This window comes from Saonia flava (assembly GCF_011927795.1).
GTDB classification, from domain to species: domain Bacteria; phylum Bacteroidota; class Bacteroidia; order Flavobacteriales; family Flavobacteriaceae; genus Saonia; species Saonia flava.
In genome coordinates this window covers 297,303-317,834 of the sequence record NZ_JAATJJ010000001.1, presented here as the reverse complement: position 1 = coordinate 317,834, position 20,532 = coordinate 297,303, and the positions used below count along the sequence as shown (strand labels likewise).

At 37.0% G+C, this 20,532-nt stretch carries 15 protein-coding genes; 6 read left to right on the top strand and 9 right to left on the bottom strand.

The features are described from left to right. Positions 1 to 11 precede the first annotated feature (11 nt). The 4 genes from GGR42_RS01495 (at position 12) to GGR42_RS01480 (ending at position 4,348) form a co-directional block, all read left to right on the top strand. Positions 12 to 1,151, top strand: coding sequence for a serine hydrolase domain-containing protein (locus GGR42_RS01495; RefSeq protein WP_167960150.1), 1,140 nt, complete (start codon positions 12 to 14; stop codon positions 1,149 to 1,151). Positions 1,152 to 1,285: 134 nt separating this feature from the next. Next, positions 1,286 to 2,890 carry a glycosyl hydrolase family 79 C-terminal domain-containing protein gene (locus GGR42_RS01490; RefSeq protein WP_167960148.1) on the top strand — a complete coding sequence of 535 codons (1,605 nt, stop codon included), beginning with the start codon at positions 1,286 to 1,288 and terminating at the stop codon, positions 2,888 to 2,890. Between the two features lie 253 nt (positions 2,891 to 3,143). Next, a complete protein-coding gene (locus GGR42_RS01485; RefSeq protein WP_167960146.1) occupies positions 3,144 to 3,770 on the top strand; it encodes a DUF5343 domain-containing protein in 627 nt (208 codons plus the stop codon). Further along, positions 3,770 to 4,348: a Swt1 family HEPN domain-containing protein gene (locus tag GGR42_RS01480; RefSeq protein ID WP_167960145.1), complete on the top strand. Its 579-nt coding sequence runs from the start codon at positions 3,770 to 3,772 to the stop codon at positions 4,346 to 4,348. Before GGR42_RS01485 ends, GGR42_RS01480 begins: the two co-directional genes overlap by 1 nt. A gap of 67 nt (positions 4,349 to 4,415) precedes the next feature. On the opposite strand, the gene GGR42_RS01475 is transcribed toward GGR42_RS01480, so the two are convergent. From GGR42_RS01475 to GGR42_RS01465, 3 genes are all read right to left on the bottom strand, one after another. Then, positions 4,416 to 5,648 (bottom strand): glycosyltransferase, encoded by a 1,233-nt coding sequence (locus GGR42_RS01475; RefSeq protein WP_167960143.1) that lies wholly within the window; start codon positions 5,646 to 5,648, stop codon positions 4,416 to 4,418. A 13-nt stretch (positions 5,649 to 5,661) separates the two neighbouring features. Continuing rightward, entirely contained in the window at positions 5,662 to 7,173 is a 1,512-nt protein-coding gene (locus GGR42_RS01470; RefSeq protein ID WP_167960141.1) for a DEAD/DEAH box helicase, read from the bottom strand. A 144-nt stretch (positions 7,174 to 7,317) separates the two neighbouring features. Then, positions 7,318 to 7,827 (bottom strand): DUF6155 family protein, encoded by a 510-nt coding sequence (locus GGR42_RS01465; protein WP_167960139.1) that lies wholly within the window; start codon positions 7,825 to 7,827, stop codon positions 7,318 to 7,320. Positions 7,828 to 8,006: 179 nt separating this feature from the next. Between GGR42_RS01465 and GGR42_RS01460 the strand changes: the two genes are divergently transcribed. Both GGR42_RS01460 and GGR42_RS01455 read left to right on the top strand, forming a co-directional pair. Further along, the gene (locus GGR42_RS01460; protein WP_167960137.1) at positions 8,007 to 8,870 is read left to right on the top strand and encodes a sigma-70 family RNA polymerase sigma factor; all 864 of its coding nucleotides are present in this window, start codon (positions 8,007 to 8,009) and stop codon (positions 8,868 to 8,870) included. 734 nt (positions 8,871 to 9,604) lie between these two features. Beyond that, on the top strand, positions 9,605 to 10,912 hold the full coding sequence (locus tag GGR42_RS01455) for an interleukin-like EMT inducer domain-containing protein (protein ID WP_167960135.1): 1,308 nt from the start codon (positions 9,605 to 9,607) through the stop codon (positions 10,910 to 10,912). 3 nt (positions 10,913 to 10,915) lie between these two features. Here the strand turns inward: GGR42_RS01455 and GGR42_RS01450 are convergent, their stop codons facing one another. The 6 genes from GGR42_RS01450 to GGR42_RS01425 form a co-directional block, all read right to left on the bottom strand. Continuing rightward, positions 10,916 to 12,190, bottom strand: a complete 1,275-nt coding sequence (locus tag GGR42_RS01450; RefSeq protein ID WP_167960133.1) for a YaiO family outer membrane beta-barrel protein — start codon at positions 12,188 to 12,190, stop codon at positions 10,916 to 10,918. Between the two features lie 73 nt (positions 12,191 to 12,263). Then, a complete protein-coding gene (locus GGR42_RS01445) occupies positions 12,264 to 14,618 on the bottom strand; it encodes an LTA synthase family protein (RefSeq protein ID WP_167960131.1) in 2,355 nt (784 codons plus the stop codon). Positions 14,619 to 14,627: 9 nt separating this feature from the next. Then, positions 14,628 to 16,058: a glycosyltransferase family 2 protein gene (locus GGR42_RS01440; protein WP_167960129.1), complete on the bottom strand. Its 1,431-nt coding sequence runs from the start codon at positions 16,056 to 16,058 to the stop codon at positions 14,628 to 14,630. After that, entirely contained in the window at positions 16,058 to 18,325 is a 2,268-nt protein-coding gene (locus GGR42_RS01435; protein WP_167960127.1) for a hypothetical protein, read from the bottom strand. Before GGR42_RS01435 ends, GGR42_RS01440 begins: the two co-directional genes overlap by 1 nt. Positions 18,326 to 18,394: 69 nt before the next feature. Beyond that, a complete protein-coding gene (locus GGR42_RS01430; RefSeq protein WP_167960125.1) occupies positions 18,395 to 18,769 on the bottom strand; it encodes a response regulator in 375 nt (124 codons plus the stop codon). A 15-nt stretch (positions 18,770 to 18,784) separates the two neighbouring features. After that, positions 18,785 to 20,524 (bottom strand): ATP-binding protein, encoded by a 1,740-nt coding sequence (locus GGR42_RS01425; protein WP_167960123.1) that lies wholly within the window; start codon positions 20,522 to 20,524, stop codon positions 18,785 to 18,787. Between the last annotated feature and the right edge of the window lie 8 nt (positions 20,525 to 20,532).

Genomic DNA, 20,532 nt, shown 5'->3' with positions numbered 1-20,532 from the left:
TTGAACACGCTATGAAGCTCATTAAATTCACGTTAATTTTTATCCTGTTCACAGGAACCTTTTCCTGTAAAGAAAAATCTATTTCTAAAGAAGAAAAACTACAGATACTTTTAGACTCAATTTATAATAAACATCCCAATGGAATTGGTTTCATCTTGCATGTAGAAGCTCCCAATCAAAACATTTCATGGGGAAGTGCTGTTGGTCATTCAAATCGCAAAACAAAAGAACCTTTAAGGAAAGAGCAACCAGGACAAATAGCAAGCATAACTAAAACATTTGTTTCTGCATCTATATTAAGACTTATCGAAAAGGATAAACTTGGTTTATACCAACCCATTGAACCTTTATTGCGTGAAAAAACAAAAGCTCTTTTGAGTGATGGAGGATATAATCTGGACAGTATCACAATTGCACATCTATTATCCCACCGCGGGGGAATGCCAAGTATGGTTACAAAAAAATGGCTTAAACTTGAATCTGAAAATCTACAATATAACTGGACCAGGGACGAACAAATTGAAGATGCTCTCACAATGAAAACCAAGGGAAATATTGGTGATTTTAGGTATAGTGATTTAAACCATTCTTTGCTCACCGAAATTATGGAGGATATAGAAGGAGTGCCATTTTATAGTTCAGTTAGACACTTATTAAAATTTAATGAAATTGGACTTAACAGTACTTGGTTTTATTCATTGGAACAAGACCCAAAAAATGCAGAAGAACGTTTTTACCAATATAAAGAATCTAGAAATTGGGTAAGTACATATGACGAAAGCCCAACCTGGGGGCTATTTGGAGCAGCTGGACTTGTATCTACAGCAGAAGACTTGGCTAAATTTTCTCAAGCATTATTCTCAAGAAAAATTTTTGATGATCAAGAAACTTTAAGTATGATGCTGTCCGATATACCCAATTTGGAATATACAAAAGATGATTTAGAAGATGGTTTTGAGGCTAGTTATAAAATGGGAATTGAATTAATAACAGGGCCCGGAGTCAAGATATATGGGCATGACGGATATTGGGGTTCTTTGATGTACCATTACCCAGACTATAATGCTTCTTTTGCTTTGTATGGTTTAAATCCAGATGAACTTATCGATTTTAACAAACTTATGCAGGAAATTGTAAAAATCATTAAATAAACAAACACCTTATTTTTTTTTTAATTCTAAACAAGCCATAAATCACATTGAAAAAATATATGTTACCTTGGGTTGGATAACCACGTAAAAGAAGCAATTAGATTTTAAGCTTCAACAAACCAAAGTGTTTAAAAATGGCAAATAAAGAAGAGCGCGACCCCATTACACATTCAAAAGACACAAAGTCATTACTAGATAGGCGAACTTTTATTACCACCATGGCAGGTGCTACCTTATTGCTTACAGCTTGTGGCAGATCAGCATCAAAAGGGAACTCCACACGGGGAGCTATGGAAATAGATTTTGATGGCAAAGGACCCATTATGCCAGATAACTTTATGGGGTTCAGTTATGAACTGGCCCAATTGATGGATCCTGATTTCTTTTCGCCCCAAAATACAGAATTAGTTGCGTTGTTCAAACAGCTTAGTCCCAATGGAGTGCTTAGACTTGGCGGCAACAGTAGTGAATCTTGTTGGCTTAAAGTCGATGAAAACACCACCGCACCTACCATGCGAAGTGTGGACACCGAGGATGATGCCCATTGGATGCCGCGCGAACTGTTTATGTTGCCAGCATCTTCCATTGTTTCTTTAGCTGGTTTTTTGCAAGCTACGGGTTGGTCGCTTATCTATGGGTTTAATTTTGGCAATAGTACCAAAGAACAGTTGGCCCATGAGGCCGCTTTTATTTATGGGCATGTAAAGGACCACCTGCTTTATTTTCAGATTGGCAATGAACCGGATTTTTATCCCGAACCCAATAACCGTACACGACCAGAAACATGGGGCTTTGATGAGTATCTTGAGGAATGGGTGAATTGTGCAGAGGAAATAGTTAAAAAAGTACCTTCTGCTGTATTTGGTGGACCCGATGTAGGGGCAAGTTCCGATTGGATAGAACGTTTTATACCCACCGCATCGGCCAGGTTAAAAGAAAGGTTGATTGCGGTAAGCGGACATTATTATCCCATGGGACCACCCGATGACCCAACGGTGACTACGCAGCGTTTGTTTTTGACCAATAAAAAAGTGGGAGCCTCCACAAAAGTGATTGTGGATATGGCCTCAGAACATAATTTTGGCTATAGAATGACCGAGGGCAATTCCTGTTATAGAGGTGGTAAACCCGGTACAAGCGATACTATGGCCTCCGCTCTATGGGGAGGTGAGTACTTGGCCATTTTGGCAACCGAAGGTTGTGTGGGCGTTAACCTGCATGGTGGCAGTAGAAACATACTCAAAGCAGCCTTGAACAACCATTTGCCTGGGGAGAATGTTGCCACCGCTGCGGGGAGTGACTCAAAAGGCAGTTTTTATACGCCCATTGCCGGAGAAACGGATTTTGGCTTTGTGGCAAGACCGTTATTCCATGCCATGTTTATGGTGCAGCAATTTGTGGGTTGTGAAATGAAAAGAGTCGTGGTTGACTGTGAAGGTTTGGATGTCACCGCCTTTGCAGGGGTAGAAAACAACCAATGGAAGGTGATAATCTTTAACAAAGAAATTGACGATGCAGTTGACCTTGCTTTTAAGGTACCGGCACATGTTACCTCTGGCACGTTGTGGCGTCTTACGGCACCAGCACTGGACGCAAGAAAGGAAATCCTGTTGGCGGGCAGTGAAATAACACCCAATGCACCATGGACACCACAGAAAACAGAAGAATGTGCTCTATCCAATGCAATCTGTTCTGTATCTGTGCCCGCTACCAGTGCACTGATTGTGTTCCTTAAGTAAGCACATAGTATAAAAAGCAGTGGAGTTAAGAGAAAAAACAGGATTTTGCCCAACAAACAAGATGTAATTAACTGTACGTTAATAACTTCTGCGTACCTTTACGGAATTCCCTCACAATTTATAGAATAGATATCCTAACTTTGGTACAGGAGCTAAATGTACCTACCTACCGTAGACGGGTCATTTTTGGTCGATATAGAATCATTAAAACGGATTTATATCTAATTGGTTGAAAAACATTAAAACAAAAAAGATGGATGTAAATGTTCCTTATATGCCTTCAGTAAAGAATCTGAAGGAAATTTTGACGAAAATTCAGAAGGCTGCGGTTCCTGAACGATTTACCTATGAATTTCTTACAGACTTAGGGTTTAAGAGTTCAAATGACAAGTCTATTTTAAAAGTACTTAAATATTTAGGATTCCTCGGCTCCGGAGGTGAACCTCAGACTGCCTATCGTGAATATGTTAATGAGAGTAAGAGTAAGCAGGTAATGGCTCAAAGACTAAGAATAGCATTTGATGACTTATATGCGAGCAATAAATCGGCACATACTCGAACAGTGGATGATTTGAAAGGTTGGTTTAAAACCAAGACTGGCAAAAGTGATTCAGTTGCTTTGAAAATTGCAACAACGTTTAAAACTTTGGCAAGTACTGCAGACTTTTCAAATGTTACTCCTCCTAAAAAGGAGATCGAAACAAATGAAGAAACTGGTAAGACTGAAGTTAATCTACCACAGGTTCCTCCGATAATTCAACCTCCTCAACCAGTTAATAATATGGGACTTGTGTACAGAATTGAAATCCATCTGCCAGATACCCAAAATATAGAAACACACAGAGCAATTTTTAAGGCACTCAAAGAAGAACTAATGTGATGAAAAATAGACTTGACTCTTTTTTACTTAAAGGAATGTTTTCCACTTACTGCATTAAAGATTTGCAAGCGAATGGTCTTTTAAGGCTTCCTACCTATGATTCACAGGAGCGAAAAGATCACGATTTATTTGCAATAGCCTCTGAGTCTGTAAGAACCAGTTCAATATTAATGCAGAGGAATTTCAGAATTCTTTATGTGTTTGAGAACCTAGTTCGCGAATTTATCATCAGCACTTTCATAGATGAAGATAAGACGACCGAATGGTTTGAAAAAAGAGCTAATGCAGATATGAAGAAGAAGCTTGTTGATAGAAAGAAAAATGAAGAAAAAAATCAATGGCATACAGGAAGAAATGAGCATCCTCTTTTTTATATGGACTTTAGTGATCTTTCAAAATTGATTCTAGCACATTGGGACGTTTTTAAAGACTACTTTCCTGATCAAGCTTGGGTTTCAAGTCGTATCAAAGATTCTGAAAGGACAAGAAATGTAATAGCTCACACTAACATTTTATCAGCTGAAGAGGGACAGAGGCTGGAAATGCACTTACGTGACTGGATAAGACAAATAGGATAAAACGTTTTACAACAAGGTATATACCGCATTGAAACGCGCTATATACAAACCGATAACGAAACCCTCTTTACCCCTTATTCTTTTCTGCTATCCACCGAGACATATATTCTGTACTTGCCATACTATGGTGCAATAGCATAGCTCCCGTGAAATTTTTGGTCCTATGAGCTTCTAGGTTCTGTTCCAGTTCCTTTAATTTGGTACTTAGGCCTTCATTAAGAACCGTTTTATCATACAACTGGTTAATAATTGCCACGCCATTTTCTTGGGCCTCTTGCCATTTTTCTTGGTTTTGGTACAAGTGCACCGCTGCTTGTGCAAAACCCTCTACTGTGTTTTCTATGGCCCCGTTCCAAGGGAGGTTTTGGTGCATGCCCTCTGCTCCTATGTCCGTGGTAACACTTGGAGTCCCAGCAACCAGGGCATCTGCCAATTTTCCTTTGATCCCCGCCCCAAAGCGTAAGGGTGCCAAGTTAATTCTGGCCTGTCCCATAACCTCTTCTACATCGGCTGTCCTGCCCAGTACATAAAACCCTTCTGCTGGGTTATGTAAGTCAGTTATTTGTTGCGGGAGATAGGAACCATAAATATGTAGCTTGGCCTTGGGCAGTTCTTTATGTATGCGTGGCCATATGTCTTTTTTCAGCCATAAAAAAGCATCAACATTTGGGCTGTGCTTCCCTGTTCCAATACATATAAAATGGGTTCTCTCCTCAAAGGACAACCCATTTTTGGTTGTTTCAATTTTATCCAATTGGAAGGGTAAATGGTGCAAAATAGTCGTTGGCACTCTTAGCACATTCTTTAGAATATCCATTTCGTAGGATGAAATAATAAGCGATACATCACTCCTATAAATACTTGCAATCTCCCTTTTGGTAACAACATGCCGTATCCAATGATCCAAAGTAAACGGAACGGTGGCTTTATGGCAGTCTTCCCTTGCTGCCCGTAACGAGTGTAGATCTTCGGTATCCAAAATACGGATGGCATTGGGTGCATGTTTTGCCACACGCCAGCCAAATTGTTCTTCGGTCAAAAAACGGTCAAACAGTACATGGGATGGGTTTAGTTCTTTTATAAAGGCATCAAAACTGACATGGTTAAGTTGAATGCCCTCCTTTTTAATCCCAAGCGCATTAAAATCTATGGTGTTTATATTATCTGTGGCGGTACTGGCAAAGGTAATGGCGTACCTTTTTTCCAGAAAAAAATGAATCAGTTGCAACATTCTACCCCCAGCCGCAGTGGCATTGGGTTCTGGCCAAACAAAACCAATAATGAGCAATTTTTTGTGCATGGTATTTTTGGAACTACATTCGGGCAGCGAACTTTTGGGAAATGCTCAACCGCAGTTTCCGCTCATAGTCCTCCTCTAGCCACTCCTTGTAGTTTTTGGTATTGTTCATAATGCAATAGGAATACTGTCGTACGCGGTACATAATTTCCTCTTTTAGTTTTTTGGCAAGGATACGGGCATCAAACACATCCTCACTGTTCTCCACACATATCTGGGCATGCTGCTCTATACTTCGCTCCAACACCAGTTTGGATTTTTTGCCCTGCGCAAAAATCTTTTTGTACTCTTCCTTAATATCAAACTCTATATTCTTGGACTTACCGAACAAGGCTTTTAGCTCTTTGGGCATTTCGTACACAAATTCCCTTTCTATGTCCTCATCGTTCTTTATGTTCTCCAGATAAAAATCCGGGAAATGAAAGATCTCCTGCCAATCTATAGGCGCATCCCACTGCCCAAAACGTGCCAGGTTGTTCCCTAGGTCTATTACGCTAAACTCATTCTTATTGGGCAAAATCCTGGACCCTCTACCGATCATCTGGAAATACAAGGTCAGGGACCGGGTGGCCCTGTTCAAAATAATGGTTTCCACGGTAGGTTCATCAAAACCAGTGGTGAGAATACTTACGGATGTTAGGATGGCGTCCGGGGTCTCTTTAAACCATTGCAATATTTCCCGCCTTTCTGATGCGTTGTTTTTGTTATCCAGGTGCCTGATCTGGTATCCTGCCTTTTTAAAGCTTTCATACACGTACCTAGATGTGTTGATACCGTTGTTAAAAATTAAGGTCTTGGTTCCCTTGGCAAGCTCTTCATAGGCAGAAACCAATTTACTGAGCATAATGTTGTTGCCGTACAGCTCTTCTGAGGATTTTACTGTATAATCCCCATTAATGCCCAGTTTTAAACCACGTAGGCTTACATCGTAATTGTGGGTCTTGGCCTTGGCCAAAAAATTCTGTTTGATCAACGAACTAATGGATTCCCCAACGATCAACTTTTTGTAGTTGTCCTTCATTGGGAGTTTTATATTGGAGCTCAAGGGCGTGGCCGTAACTCCCAGGATGATGGATTTTTCGAAATACTTAAACAGTTTTCTAAAGGAATTGTAGTGGGCCTCATCTATAATGACCAGTCCAATATCATTGATCTCTATCTTTTCTTCTTGGAGCCTGTTGTTGAGCGTTTCTACCATGGCCACAAAGCACATGAACTCATTTTGGTCCTTAAGTTCTTTAACCTCGCTGTTGATTATTTTGTTCTTTACGCCAAACCCTTTGAGCATTTTGGAAGTCTGCATGCTCAATTCTATCCTGTGCGTAAGGACCACCACCTTTTTTTTGCTTTCATTGATAAACCTACGGGCAATCTCGGAGAAAATAACGGTCTTCCCCCCTCCTGTTGGCAATTGGTACAAGAGGTTTATGTTATCATCGGATTCGTCCAAACACTTAAAAATAGTGTTCAGGTCCTCTAATTGATAATCGTAAAGGGTTTTTTCTTTGTGTTGTTTTTGCAGCTCCAAAGTAGACGGTTGAAAGGTTGTTGTGAAAAAATAAACCTTGCTAAATTAAAAGTTTTTTGTCCTTAAAAGAAATATTGAACAAGAAATGCCAATAATTTATAAATATCCACATCAAAATACCAAGTGAAAATTTAAAGGGGAGTTTTAGTCCAAAATATCTAAAACTCTTGAAAATTCTTCCCCATGGAGCCATTCTTTTTCTTGGGTGATCGTGTATATTTTTAAGATCCTCTCCTTAAATTCTGGAAGTAGTGCATTAACAGAAATATACTGCACCCCCTCTGCAAAGGAATTGAGCATGCTTTTGTAAAAGGCATCGGGCACATTTTTGTTTTCTTCAAAAGTCTGCGCAACTTCTATATTGAACAGCATAACATCTGCAACCAGAGAAGGCTCCACACCCAGTTTTAGGAAATGTTTAATGTATTTCTGTGCCACGGACCGTCTTGCTTTTGGCTTTCTTCTTTTTATGGGAAAATATTCGTTGGAGATTTTGGTTTTGGCCTCTTGTACCAATTTGTCCTCTTTTGGATTAAATACAAAGTCGTAGTATTCTTTTACCACAGGGAAACGGGCATACAAATCCATTAATTGTTCTTCAATTTCTTCTTTTTTTATCTCGGACAAGTATTTTTTTAGGGCTCTTTTGCTCACTTTTTATAAAGTATGTGAATTGGTTCGTACTAAGGATATCCCAAAAATAAGGCTTATTCCCTTATAGTATGGGGTAGGCTTCGTATTGATAAGATTAGGATAAGAATAACAGTTTGCTCTTGGAAAATCCATATTAAAAGTGTATCATGTAAGTTTAAAACATTTAACCAAAATATAATATGAGGCAACTAAAGATTATCAAGCAAGTAACAAATAGAGAATCAAAATCTTTGGACAAATACTTGCAGGATATCAGTAAGATTGACCTGATAACGGCAAATGAAGAGGTGGAGTTGGCGCAGAAGATAAGAGCAGGTGATCAGGCGGCCCTCGAAAAACTTACAAATGCCAATTTAAGGTTTGTAGTTTCGGTGGCCAAGCAATACCAAAACCAAGGGCTTAAATTGCCAGATTTAATCAATGAGGGAAATGTTGGGCTAGTAAAAGCTGCAAAGCGCTTTGATGAGACCAGAGGGTTTAAATTTATTTCCTACGCCGTATGGTGGATAAGACAGTCCATTTTACAAGCATTGGCCGAACAGTCCAGAATTGTTAGATTGCCATTGAACAAGATTGGTTCTATAAACAAAATAAAAAAGACATTTTCTTATCTGGAACAGGCCCATGAAAGACCTCCTTCCCCTGAGGAAATTGCCAAAGAACTGGACATGACCATTTCTGAAGTGAAGCAGTCTTTAAAAAACTCTGGACGCCATGTTTCCATGGATGCTCCTTTAAGGGAAGGTGAAGATTCCAACTTGTATGATGTACTGCGTTCTGGGGAATCCCCAAAACCGGACAAGTTATTATTGCTACAGTCCTTGAATACAGAAATTAATAGGGCCCTGGAAACATTGTCCCCTCGAGAGGCCGATGTTATTAAACTCTATTATGGTATTGGTGACGAAGCATCTATGACACTTGCAGAAATTGGACAGACTTTTGACCTAACAAGGGAACGAGTGAGACAGATCAGGGAAAAGGCCATTCGTAAACTAAGGCACAATTCTAGAAGTAAGATCTTAAAGACCTATTTGGGTTAACAAATGGATATATAAAAAAAGAGCCTCTTACTAAGAGGCTCTTTTTTTGGTTTTTTTATTTAACATACTAAAAGTATGTAAGCTTATTGATATTATAATCAAATAGGATTTCATTTAAATCCTCAATGAAAGAAATGTAAGCTGTGTTGTCATTATTTTGCTGTGCCATAAGTAGGAATATTTAAGGTTACTATATATTTGGGTTATAAGTAATCCAGTTCAACTAATTCATTTAAACTTAAAATTTCATTTAATTCTTGGAGAAAGTTTAGGTATTCCTCTCCGTAAGTATCATATAACATAGTTAAGTTTATTTAGGTTATTATTTGGGACTCTAATAATTATAGTCTAAACCTATTTATTTTTTCCAGTTGAAACAACAAAATGTGGTGTACCTGCTTTTTTTTGTTGTAAAATATATGAATGGTAGTGGAGAACATCTTTAAAACTTAAACGGGTCTGTATTCGTACTTCTGGAAATGATAATGAAATAGTTCCCTACGCCGAACACTATTCTTATCTCCGAAATTTGGTATGGAATTTCCCAACATTTTGCTCCCCATACTATATAAATAAATATACTGTACTACCTTCCCTGAATTTTATCTTTAGAAAGCAATCTAGGATTGATGTTATTCTTGGTTTTTCTACAATAATAGCGGTATAAGTCCGTTGAATATAAGACAAATACACCCCTAATAAATCCTCCTATTTTACCCAGATAAATTTATCAAATGAAAAGAAACAAGTTGTTTACAATACATGCTACTCTTATACTATGCTTAGTTCTTGTTGTGTTTGTAGGTTTTACCACTACCGCTTTTGCAAAAACAAATGAAAACGTTCTTCTTATAAAAAACATGGAGACCCCTACCGTAGTTCTTAACAGCTTTAGCTTTAATGCAAAAAAGAAAAGTAATTTTATAGTTAACGGGCAGAAGGAGCCAATTGACAGGGGGCTAACAATTATACATTTTCAGTCCAACGGAAAATTTGAGTTTAGAACTTTTGACACCTATGGCAGTGAAGAAGATTCACAAAAGCTTATAGAGGCTTTAGTGTCCATGCAAAAGAACAAGTCAGTTTTCGCAATTCTTGCACATGATTCTGCCAACAAAAGCTTAGTAGGTCAATCGGAAAAGCTAGCCCAAATGGGATTTGTTAAATTAAGCACCATTGCAAGTAGACAGGCTTATGTTATGCATAATCTTGATGGGGTTATTACAGAAAGTATAGATGATGTTTCCATTACACAATCCCAGATGGTGCCTTCCAACATATTGGATAGTCAGGTTTATTTCCCAAGAATAAAGTATGAATTTGAGCCCAATAACAATAGATATATTGCCCATGCCGGTGGTGAGGTAAATGGTGTAAAGTCCACAAACACCAAGGACGCCCTTGATCAAAATTATGCCAAAGGCTTTCGTCTTTTTGAACTGGATATCATTGAAACCTCTGATGGAAAACTAGTGGCGGCGCATGATTGGAATATGTGGTCACGTTTTACGGACTATGGAGGAACTTTACCCCCCACCCATGCGGAATTTTTAAAGCATAAAATTTATGGGGACTATACAACTCTGGATATGGAAGGAATTAATAAGTGGTTTAAAACCCATCCAGACGCTACCCTTGTTACCGACAAAGTAAATGATCCCGTAGCTTTTGCAAATTCCTTTGTAGATAAAAACAGATTGATCATGGAACTCTTTAGTGTTATGGCCGTTGAAGAGGCAACCAGAAACGGTATTCATGCAATGATTTCCCACAAGCCTTTTCTTGGTATGGATGGAGACAAACTAAATTTTTTAGAAGTAAACAATGTTAAGTATGTTGCCCTATCCAGAAGAGCTATTAAAAGAGAGACCAAATTATTATTACAATTAAAGGAGCATGGTATTAAAGTATATGTGTACCATGTAAATTTTGATGAGGGTAGGGATGAGGAATATGTCCAAGAAAATGAAATTGGGCTTGTTTACGGGATGTATGCTGATAAATGGGTGTTTGATCCTGTTAAAGAGAAACAGTCCAAGTAAGTTCTAGAATTTCACTGAATAGGTGAGTCCCGCGGATACGGCCCAGAAGTAGTTACCTGTATCGTATGAAAGTTCTTGGCGCCTTACCCCTATATTGGTTTTATAAATATTAGGGGAATCTTTACCTGTAAATTGATATTCCAAAGCTAAACGTTGCGATTCTATATACAAAAGAGTTTCTGCCAGCAATTCATCACCAGCTGTTAGTTGCCTTAACTCGGGAGAATAGCCCATTCCAAACGAGGCACCTAGATAATTTTCACCATCTTTTAAATACTTTCTAACTAGAAGATTACCAGATACTTTTGTTAAATTATTGGGTCTTGGGGTTATATATGATCTAAGCGAAAAGTAATAATTACCCCGATAATGTCCTAAAGAATTTGTAAGGACAGACACATTTCTAGTGTCAAAAATTATGTAGCGGCCACCACCAGAAAGCTCTATTGCACCTGGTAAGCTAAAATATACGTCACCCGCCAACTTGTGGGAGGGATAAATAGAAGCTTTAGAATAGCCATAATTAAGAAAGGCATATATTTTCTTTGCCAACTTGGGATATAAAGAAACGTCATACTGTATTCCGTGTCTCCCCAAACGATTGCTATAGTTTATTCTAGGAATAATACTGCCGTATTTTGTTTGGTGTTTTAAAGAAATGCTGGAATATATCATAGGGTCATATCGTTGGTCATAGATAATAAATGAGTTTCTTATTCCAACTTTATTCTTTAGCTCTTCCTTGTCCAATGGAGTTTTTGGCTTAATCACCTTGGCCACCTCATCTCCTTCTTTTTTTTCCTCTTTAGGTTTGTTAGCACCAGAACTTCTTTTTATTTCACTGTTTTGGTTAAACCATCCCAATTCTGGATACTTTTGATTTTCAATTCGCTCCAGTACCAATTCTTTTAAGCGTTCAACTTCTGTATCGTTCTTAAGATAATACAATGCTTTGTTTATTAAACCCAATGCCGTTGCATTATTGTTTGCATATAATTCATTTTTAATAGCCGATATCCAAACATTTCTGTTATCCCTAACTTTAGATGTTATTTTGTTGAATTCGTCCCTAGCTTTCTCAAATTCACCTTCCCAACTATAGATACTGGCCATTAAAGAGCGTGCATTTAAGTTTTCTTCGTCTTTTGAAAGAACTTCTAGCAGTGCAATTTTCGCAGAATTATGATTTCCTTCATAGGCCATATCATATGCATTTTTGAACAAATTTTCTTTGTCATTATATGCAATGTCCTGAGAAATCCCCCAAAGACAAATCATGAAAAAAAGCAAGGTTAAATATTTTTGTTTAAAGATCATTGGATTAAAATTTCAAAAGCACTTAGTTCATTTTTTAATTAGGGCCTACACTGTTTAACACAATATGGTTTTTCTTTGCTAGGGTTTTTGCCCTGGTTATTTTGTCCTGAATTTCATTGGCACTAGAGCTATTCTGTTGAACCAGCTCTATTAACTCCAGCCCTTCCTTATATCCACCAGACCAGTAATAAACATCAAAAAGTGCGGCGTAGGAATCTATATATTCCGGAACCGTTTTAATACATTCTTTCAATATTTTTATGGACGCTTCATAGTTTCCACGCCAGCCATTTATTCTGCCTGTTAAAATTCTTGCATCTATGTTTCCAGGAACTTCAGAAAGAATATATCGACATAAAAGGAGTGAACGGTCATATTCTTTTTCAAAGGCCAGCTCCCTAGCCGTTAAATAGGCCTTGTCCGAATTCTTACCATTATAAACACTATTGATCCATACAATTTCTGCCTCTGTAAATTTTTCTTTTTGAAGTGTAAAAATTGCTAAACTATCCGGAATTATTTTGTTGTTTGTGGTTACATAAGCATTCATTGCCATAAAATTATCCAGCTTACTCTCAAGCTTGGAACCACCGCTAAAGGTTGAACTTAAATCCATATTCTCATCAATCTCAAAAATGCTACCTCCACTAATAAATTTAGCTTCACTAACGTAATCCTTTAGTTCATTCTTATTGCGCATAAGGGGAATATCCTTTGTAGACCTAAATTCTTTGTTCATATCCAGTGTATTGCCCATCCATGCAACCCTTTTGGGCATTTTAAGTTCGTACGAACTGTTTAAAAGGGAAAGTATGGTGGGTGTTACATCAAAATGCGATGAAATGGCACTCATTTTACGAGTGTTTTTTAGCATGGGACTATAGATGATAAGCGGAACATGAAATCTACTTATTGTATTTCTTTGGGGAATGGGAATAAGCCTATGGTCTCCCGTGACAATAAAAATTGTATTGTCATAGTTGGGCTGTTTTTTATAGGCCTCAAAAAGCCATTTTAAAGCATCATCTGTATAAAGTAACGAGGCAAAAACATTATCATTTTTCTCTATTACCTTTTGTTTTTTTGAGTCATAATTTCTTTTGCCAATAATTTTTTCAACAATGCCCTCATAGTGTTCCTGATTGGGAGGTGTAAAGGGCTCATGAGTACTAATGGTCATATAAACTTCCAACCTGGGTTGCTCTTTTTCTCGAGGAATGCTCATGGTTTTCTTAAAGAGTTCTTTGTCTGGATAACCCCATGTAAAACCAGCTGAGGTTTCAGCGGCAAGCTCGTAGTTCTTTCCAAAACCGGATTTATCCAATACAAAATCAATATTCTCACTACGTAGGAATTTCTCAACATTGTCAAAAGAACTATTGGTTCCTTGGTAAAAAGAAGTGTGGTACCCATTGTTCTTGAGAATGGTATATAGGGTTAGTTTATTGGGGTATTCCTCTAGTTCCATAAAACCACTTTTACCAAAAGGTAGCGAGCCCAATAATGAAGGGAGTACTCCAAAAGTTCTTCCTGTGTTGCTAAGACAGTTTTCCCAGTACAAAGATTTGGTGGTAAGTGAATCCAGAAAGGGTGTAAATCCTTCATATTCTGCGCCTTCTCCCACAAAATCCCTTCCAAGACCCTCTACCATAATGAAAACAATATTGGGTTTTTGGTCTTTTAACTCAAAATAGTCACCCAAAGCGTTTTCTGAACTGGGTCTTTTTATCAATGGGTACTCCACATCCGCAGTGTATGAATGGTCCTCTGTGGATGTGGTATAAAGGTTTACCGCCAAATATTGCGTTTTATTCTGGTTAATGGGCTTACCTTCTGTAAATAGAGTAGCAACAAAAAGACTGAACAATACAATTGTAAATGGGTACATCTTACTAATTCTATGATAGAATTTTGAAGTAATACGGTACAAACCAATAAAAAGTGCGACTATGATCACTATGCCAATAAATAGATAAAAATACATGGCCGTACCACCAGAGTTGGCAATGGTCATTTTAATATCTGAATAGCTGTACCCCAATAAATCGGAACCCAAAGGAACCAAGGTGGTACAGTAATAACTTATAAGCATGGCTTCTGTTATCAATAGAAAACTCAATAGAACAAAAACCAGATTAAAGCCATATCTAGGCCTTAGGTTTTCCCAGAAATTAAATGGAATAACTAGAATGATCCCTGTAACGGCAGTAAATCCTATTTGATGGAAAACAGCAATCAAAAAACTTGTGTTAAAAATACCGTCTACCACCCCTTTAAAATATAAAGTGGTGTACTGTACAATAGATAGAACAAAGAGGCATCCAAAGAAAGAGATCATCAATCTGGTGTACTGCTTTAATGTATATCTGTCTAACTGACTTGTATTCATTACTTTTATTTAAGTTGCCTTCGCAAAACCTTTACGCACCTGTAATCCCCAACCAGAATCAACCCCAAACAGTTTTTTTAAATTTCCACGGACAGCGGACCATACCACAATAGGATGAAAAATTATAGGCTCAATTAGGGAGCATAACATTAATATTAATATGTCCTTTGTCTTATTATATTCATTATAGCTATATACATCCCAAAGAATGGCATACAAGGAAAACATAATTGAGAACACGTAAATTGTCCCTGTAATCGCTATAAAGAATTCCCAGTTGAGTATGCCCAAATAACAAAAAAAGATAACCGTAAGAAGTCCAAAGAATTCTAGTATGGGGGACAACCACTCATAAAAAAACCAATACGGATAACTAAGTAGACCCAAACGGCCATACTTGGAATTAAAGAACATATCCTTATGTTTAAATAAGGTTTCTAAGTTACCACGAGCCCATCTATCCCTTTGGTTAATAAGTATGCTTATATCCTCTGGCACTTCGGTCCAGCATAAAGAATTGGGTATGTATTCTATGGTATAAGGAGTTTTTTGGTCGTGCATGTACCGCCTCATTTTAAAGACTATTTCCATGTCCTCCCCTACTGTGTCTGTATCATAGCCCCCAACTGCCACAGCAATTTCCCTATCAAAAAAACCGAAGGCTCCCGATATAATCAATAAACTATCTATTCTTCCCCAGGCCATTCTACCCAAAATAAAGGAGCGTGTATATTCCAATAATTGAAATTTGGCTAGCCAGCTTTTTGGCAAGCGAATTTCCTCTAACATACCACCAGCTATTTTGCATGAATTTGCTACCCGTATAACACCACCTACAGCAATTACCTTTTTCTGTGTTCGTTCATAGAACGACTTAACTACATGTAAAAGGGCATCTGGCATTAATAGGCAGTCCACATCTATACAACCTACATATTTACTATCAGAAAGCTGTATACCCGTATTCAAGGCATCGGATTTTCCACCATTCTCTTTATCTATTACTATTAATTTTGAAAAGGAAAGACGTTTGGATTTGTATACTCCCCGTATTGGTTTGGATTTTATATTTGGATCTATATCATGATCTACCTGCACTAAATCATAGGACTCAATCATTTTTTGCAATGTATCATCCTTACTGCCATCGTTTACAACCATTACCTCATAGTTGACATACTGCAAGGACAATAGGGAACGTATATTTTCCACTATGGTAGCCTCTTCATTATAAGCAGGTGCAATTATGGTAATACTTGGGGCTATGGGCGAGGCCATAATTTTTGACAAATCACCAAAACTATTTTTATTTCTGTAGTGAATGGAATTTCTTGTGGATAGGTACCCCATAAAAGTAAACAGTGCAAATAGCACCACTGTAAACACAAAAAATACAATGTTTATATAATTTAGAACAATATCAAATACTCCGCCTCCCACTACTCTTTTTTCTTGTTTTTATTATATGAGACATTTTTAGCCTGATTCTTATAAAACTCTTCGGTCAGTTCAAAATCAATGTTAAAAATGCCCATTGGTTTAGGTAATTCTATTTCCAGTTCATCCAATAAAAAGCAAAACTCCAAAGGTATTTGCCCTTTGTTATTTTTGCGTTGAGTGCTTTCTTTTGAGCTTTTGGATGAATTATATGTTATGGACTGTTGTAATTGGAAGCTCTGATCATTCAATGGGAAAATAACATCCGATTCCAAAATTTCATTTTCCTCGTTACTATCACTGCTAGCTGTTTTCTGATAATGAGTTCTTTTTTCCAATTCTCTCTTTACGAGTTTTACTTTTTCACTAATTGTAGGGTCATTTTGATTTTCTAGCGAGTTTAAAAAGGCTAATTCTTTTTTGTCCCCTATTCCCATTATTTCATCTAGCAAAACAAGTTTTGTTGCCCTATCTGATGTATTGAACAATTGTTTAAAAACACTGTCTCCATTTATTGGGGCATTATTTACATACAGTATTGCATCCTTCTTGTTTATGTGGTATTCTGTCTCTGAAAATTCGTTCAATATTTCCAAAGCGCGCTCCCTGATTGTTTCGCTAGTATCTTTTTCGATAATTTCCTTTAGAAAAGGTATTTCCTTTTTACCCCCAAGGTCTTCCAGCGTATCCAATAATAATATTTTGTTATAGCTATCCTGTTCAAAAAAGTTATTATTAAAAATGTTTGTTGTGGAGGTTGCCATAAATTCTTCAGCTTCTATTTCTTCTTCATTAATAACAAAGGGTAAAAAATTTATTCCAAGTTCATTTTCTAAAAGCTCTTTTTCTTCCTCTTCTGTAATTACAACCTCTGGAGGCAAGTAGGTATCATTTAATTTTTCTTCTATTCCAAGGTCGACTTCTACCTCCTCTTCTATCTGTTCAACCTCTTCGATTTCTTGAACATCTTCCGCCTGTTCTTCAAACTCTTCAGAAATTTCTATATCCAAAGTGCTTTCTATTTCCATAGCTTCCAGATTTTCTTCAAGGGTATTTTCCGTAGCTATGGCTTCTCCTTCCAATTCTTGTGTAGAGTCTTGGTTGTCCAGGTTTTTTTCAATTTTATTGGTTTCTATTTCGTCCTCAAGAGTTATAGTGTCGGAATCAATAGGATTTGGATCTATATCCTCCATTTCTAAGGCTTTATCAAAAGCTGTGAAATTGTCTTCCGCTTCTTTCAACGTCTGAATGGAATCCATGTCTACTTGGGCAATCCCTTCAGTAGGCATTATTGTTTCTGGAACAATAGCGTTTATTGCGCTCAGGGCCTTGTTTTTAGTGACAAAATTGGTTTCCCTGTTCACGGCCAGTTTTAAAAAGCCAATGTCTTCTTTGTTTCCCAAAGAAGCTATTGTATCCAAAATCAATATTTTAACATGCACATTGCATTTCCAAAAAACACTTTTTAGGGTGTCTTTAGCCTCAATAATTTGAAACTTCTTGATACAGCTTATTGCCTCTTCTTTTATTTGATGGTTTCTATGCCTAACCAGTTCTATTATTGAACTATATGATTGGTTCTGATTATAGTATTTTATTAATCGTAATGAAAAAAGAACAACATGCCTATTAGAAGAAGTAAGCCATGCACTAAATTTTGGAGGGTCAAAGTCTTTATGGTTTCTTACCACTTCCAATAACTTTAATTGTTGCCATTCCGAAATTTTATATTTTGTAGTATCCAAAAAATAGCTTAAACCATCATTTTTAAGAGTAACGGTTGCTATTTCTGCTTGTTTCCTAATAACACTTCTTTTGTCATTGATAAACTTTTTTATGAAGCTATAAGAATCAAAGACTTCCATTTGGGTCAACTCTAAAATCCCTTTAGAAACGACTTGCCATTTCCAGCTTCTAAGCTTTTTATAGGCATCTAAGTGAAGACCTAAGTCTTGATACAATTCAAAAACCCGCTTTTCGGTATTCCCGGATACATCTTTTTGCAAATCAAGAAGCACCTCTGACAGTACCTGTCTATTAAAATCATTTTTTAGTAATTCCCTTATTTCAATCTTAAGTTTTATATAGTTGCTTTTCTCCTCTTTGGTCGCATTCTCTTCATAAAAAAGAAACTCGCTTATTATTGGTGACAGCTCCCTTTTCTTTTTTGTTACTTGCTTTTCTTTGGATGCTATCTTATTCCTAAAATAAAATATAGAGGCAAAATATATTGTTCCCAGCCCTAGAAATAACCACGTTAAATCCCACAAAAGATCCGTATGGATTTTTGGGGGATCAATAAAGGGGATAATATTGTAGACTTGTACTCTAATAAATAATTATGTTTTGTTTAATTCCCGTGCTACCCGTACCAAAAGTTCGGATGGACTAACTGGTTTAGAAATAAAATCATTCGCACCTAACTCAAAAGCGCTTAACACATTCTCTTCGTTTCCTGCGGATGAGATTACAATTATCGGGATGTTGGATTTTAATTGATTTCGAACAAAATCTATGAGCTCTATGCCCGAGAAATAGGGCATCATAATATCTGTCACAATAATATCAGGAATATTTTGGCTTAAATACTCCTTAACCTCTTTACCATCCCGCTTTAGACAAACTTCATAGCCACCTTTTTCCAGCCTAAAACTTATTAAAGATGCCAACAATTCATCATCATCAGCTAATAGCAACCTTTTCTTCTCCTGCATCTGTACTATTTATTGTTATTTTCTTTTTAATTTTTCTACCTCTACATCAATGGCCAGTTCCACTAGAGAATATTCTTTTATGAAACAATTGAACAGGTTTTCTATTTCTACCATGTTTTTAATTGTTTCGCTATTTTTATGGATATTCTCCACAAAATCACTTAATGCCCTAGTTTTCATCATCTTTAAGCCTGTCTTAATTTTATGGGCAGCAAACTTAATAGCAACAAAGTCTTCGTTTTTGATTCCTATTTTTACCTTTCCTATAAACTCCAATGCGTTTTCCTTAAACAGTCCCACCAACTCCTCTAACAAATCCATTTCTCCCATACAGTCCTCATATACAATGTCAAGGTCTACAATAGAATCCCCTTCTTCAACTTGGGTATTTGTTGTAACTATATTTGAAGGACTTTGAAAATTTTCAATTTCTTTATTTGCAAGAAGTTTGTGTATGAGTTCGTCCGGACTATAGGGTTTTAGAATAAAATCATTGATTCCATGCGCATCACATTTCTTTTGATCATGGATAGAAAAATCTGCCGTTAAAGCAATAATGGGAACGTTTTTAATTCTATCATCCTTACTGGACCTAATTTGTTTGGTGATTTCAAAGCCATCCATAACAGGCATTCTAAGATCCATTAGAACAACATCTATCTTGTGGTTCTTTAGAACATTGAGACCGTAAATAGCCTTATCTGTTAAAAACACTTCACACTTCCAATTTTCCAATCGGTGTTTGATAAGTCTTTGGTTTAGATGATTGTCCTCGAATACAAGAACTCTCATGCCTTCCAGAAGCTCCTCCTGGCCTTTGTAGGGAGTAACTTCTTCTACAATAGCTGTATTATTATTGCTCTTTTGGTAAGGAAGTGTAAACCTGAAGGTGCTACCAACACCCAAAGTGCTTACAACGTCTATTTCTCCATTTAGTTTTTCAACTATCTGTTTTACAATGCTTAGGCCTAATCCTGTACCTCCGTATTTTGAATAGGTATCGGTTTCTGCTTGCTTAAAAGATTCAAAAATATTCTCAAGACCATCTTTGGATATGCCGATACCGGTATCCGTAACATCAAATTCTAATTGAACATCATTACTGCTCAAGCCAACTTGTATTATGGTCAATTTAATAGAACCTCTTTCAACAAACTTTATGGAATTTCCAATAAGATTCAACAGTATTTGAGATAACTTGGAGGGATCACCGACCAATATTTTAGGTATGGCACTGTCCATTCTCACCTCAAAATCAATGCTTTTGTCCACAATTAATGTTTTGCACAAATAGGATACATCGTTGACAAGCTTATGAAAATTAAATTCAATGGAAGTCAACTCGTTTAAACCAGCAGAAAGTTTGGAATACTCCAAAAGCTCGTTTATGATTTGCATCAATGTTTGTGATGCCGATTGTATGGCATCTACATGATCCGTTTGTTTTTTGGTCAACGAACTCTCTTTTAAGAGATCTGTAAAACCAATGATTCCGTTCAATGGAGTTCTTATTTCATGGCTTACCTTGGCTATTAAATTGGCCTCGTCCGAGCTTTCACTTTTTTTAGTGGCTTGGCTTTCGGCTTTATTGGATTTTCCACCAAAGAATTTATTTTCCAGATTGTTTTTGAAAGACTGAAAAGTCATTTTTAATTCTGAAGCTTCCTCAGAAGTCAATTCTTCAAATGAAAAATTATTCAATTGCTCTTCAATGTCCGATAGTTGAGAAAAAAGATTTCTGGATTTAGTAGGCATTTTACTTA

Bases quoted from the DNA above. Each gene is read 5' to 3' on its own strand.
- GGR42_RS01495 (WP_167960150.1), top strand. From the start codon at position 12: ATGAAGCTCATTAAATTCACGTTAATTTTTATCCTGTTCACAGGAACC.
- GGR42_RS01490 (WP_167960148.1), top strand. From the start codon at position 1,286: ATGGCAAATAAAGAAGAGCGCGACCCCATTACACATTCAAAAGACACA.
- GGR42_RS01485 (WP_167960146.1), top strand. From the start codon at position 3,144: ATGGATGTAAATGTTCCTTATATGCCTTCAGTAAAGAATCTGAAGGAA.
- GGR42_RS01480 (WP_167960145.1), top strand. From the start codon at position 3,770: ATGAAAAATAGACTTGACTCTTTTTTACTTAAAGGAATGTTTTCCACT.
- GGR42_RS01475 (WP_167960143.1), bottom strand. From the start codon at position 5,648: ATGCACAAAAAATTGCTCATTATTGGTTTTGTTTGGCCAGAACCCAAT.
- GGR42_RS01460 (WP_167960137.1), top strand. From the start codon at position 8,007: ATGAGGCAACTAAAGATTATCAAGCAAGTAACAAATAGAGAATCAAAA.
- GGR42_RS01455 (WP_167960135.1), top strand. From the start codon at position 9,605: ATGAAAAGAAACAAGTTGTTTACAATACATGCTACTCTTATACTATGC.
- GGR42_RS01450 (WP_167960133.1), bottom strand. From the start codon at position 12,190: ATGATTTGTCTTTGGGGGATTTCTCAGGACATTGCATATAATGACAAA.
- GGR42_RS01445 (WP_167960131.1), bottom strand. From the start codon at position 14,618: ATGAATACAAGTCAGTTAGACAGATATACATTAAAGCAGTACACCAGA.
- GGR42_RS01430 (WP_167960125.1), bottom strand. From the start codon at position 18,769: ATGCAGGAGAAGAAAAGGTTGCTATTAGCTGATGATGATGAATTGTTG.
- GGR42_RS01425 (WP_167960123.1), bottom strand. From the start codon at position 20,524: ATGCCTACTAAATCCAGAAATCTTTTTTCTCAACTATCGGACATTGAA.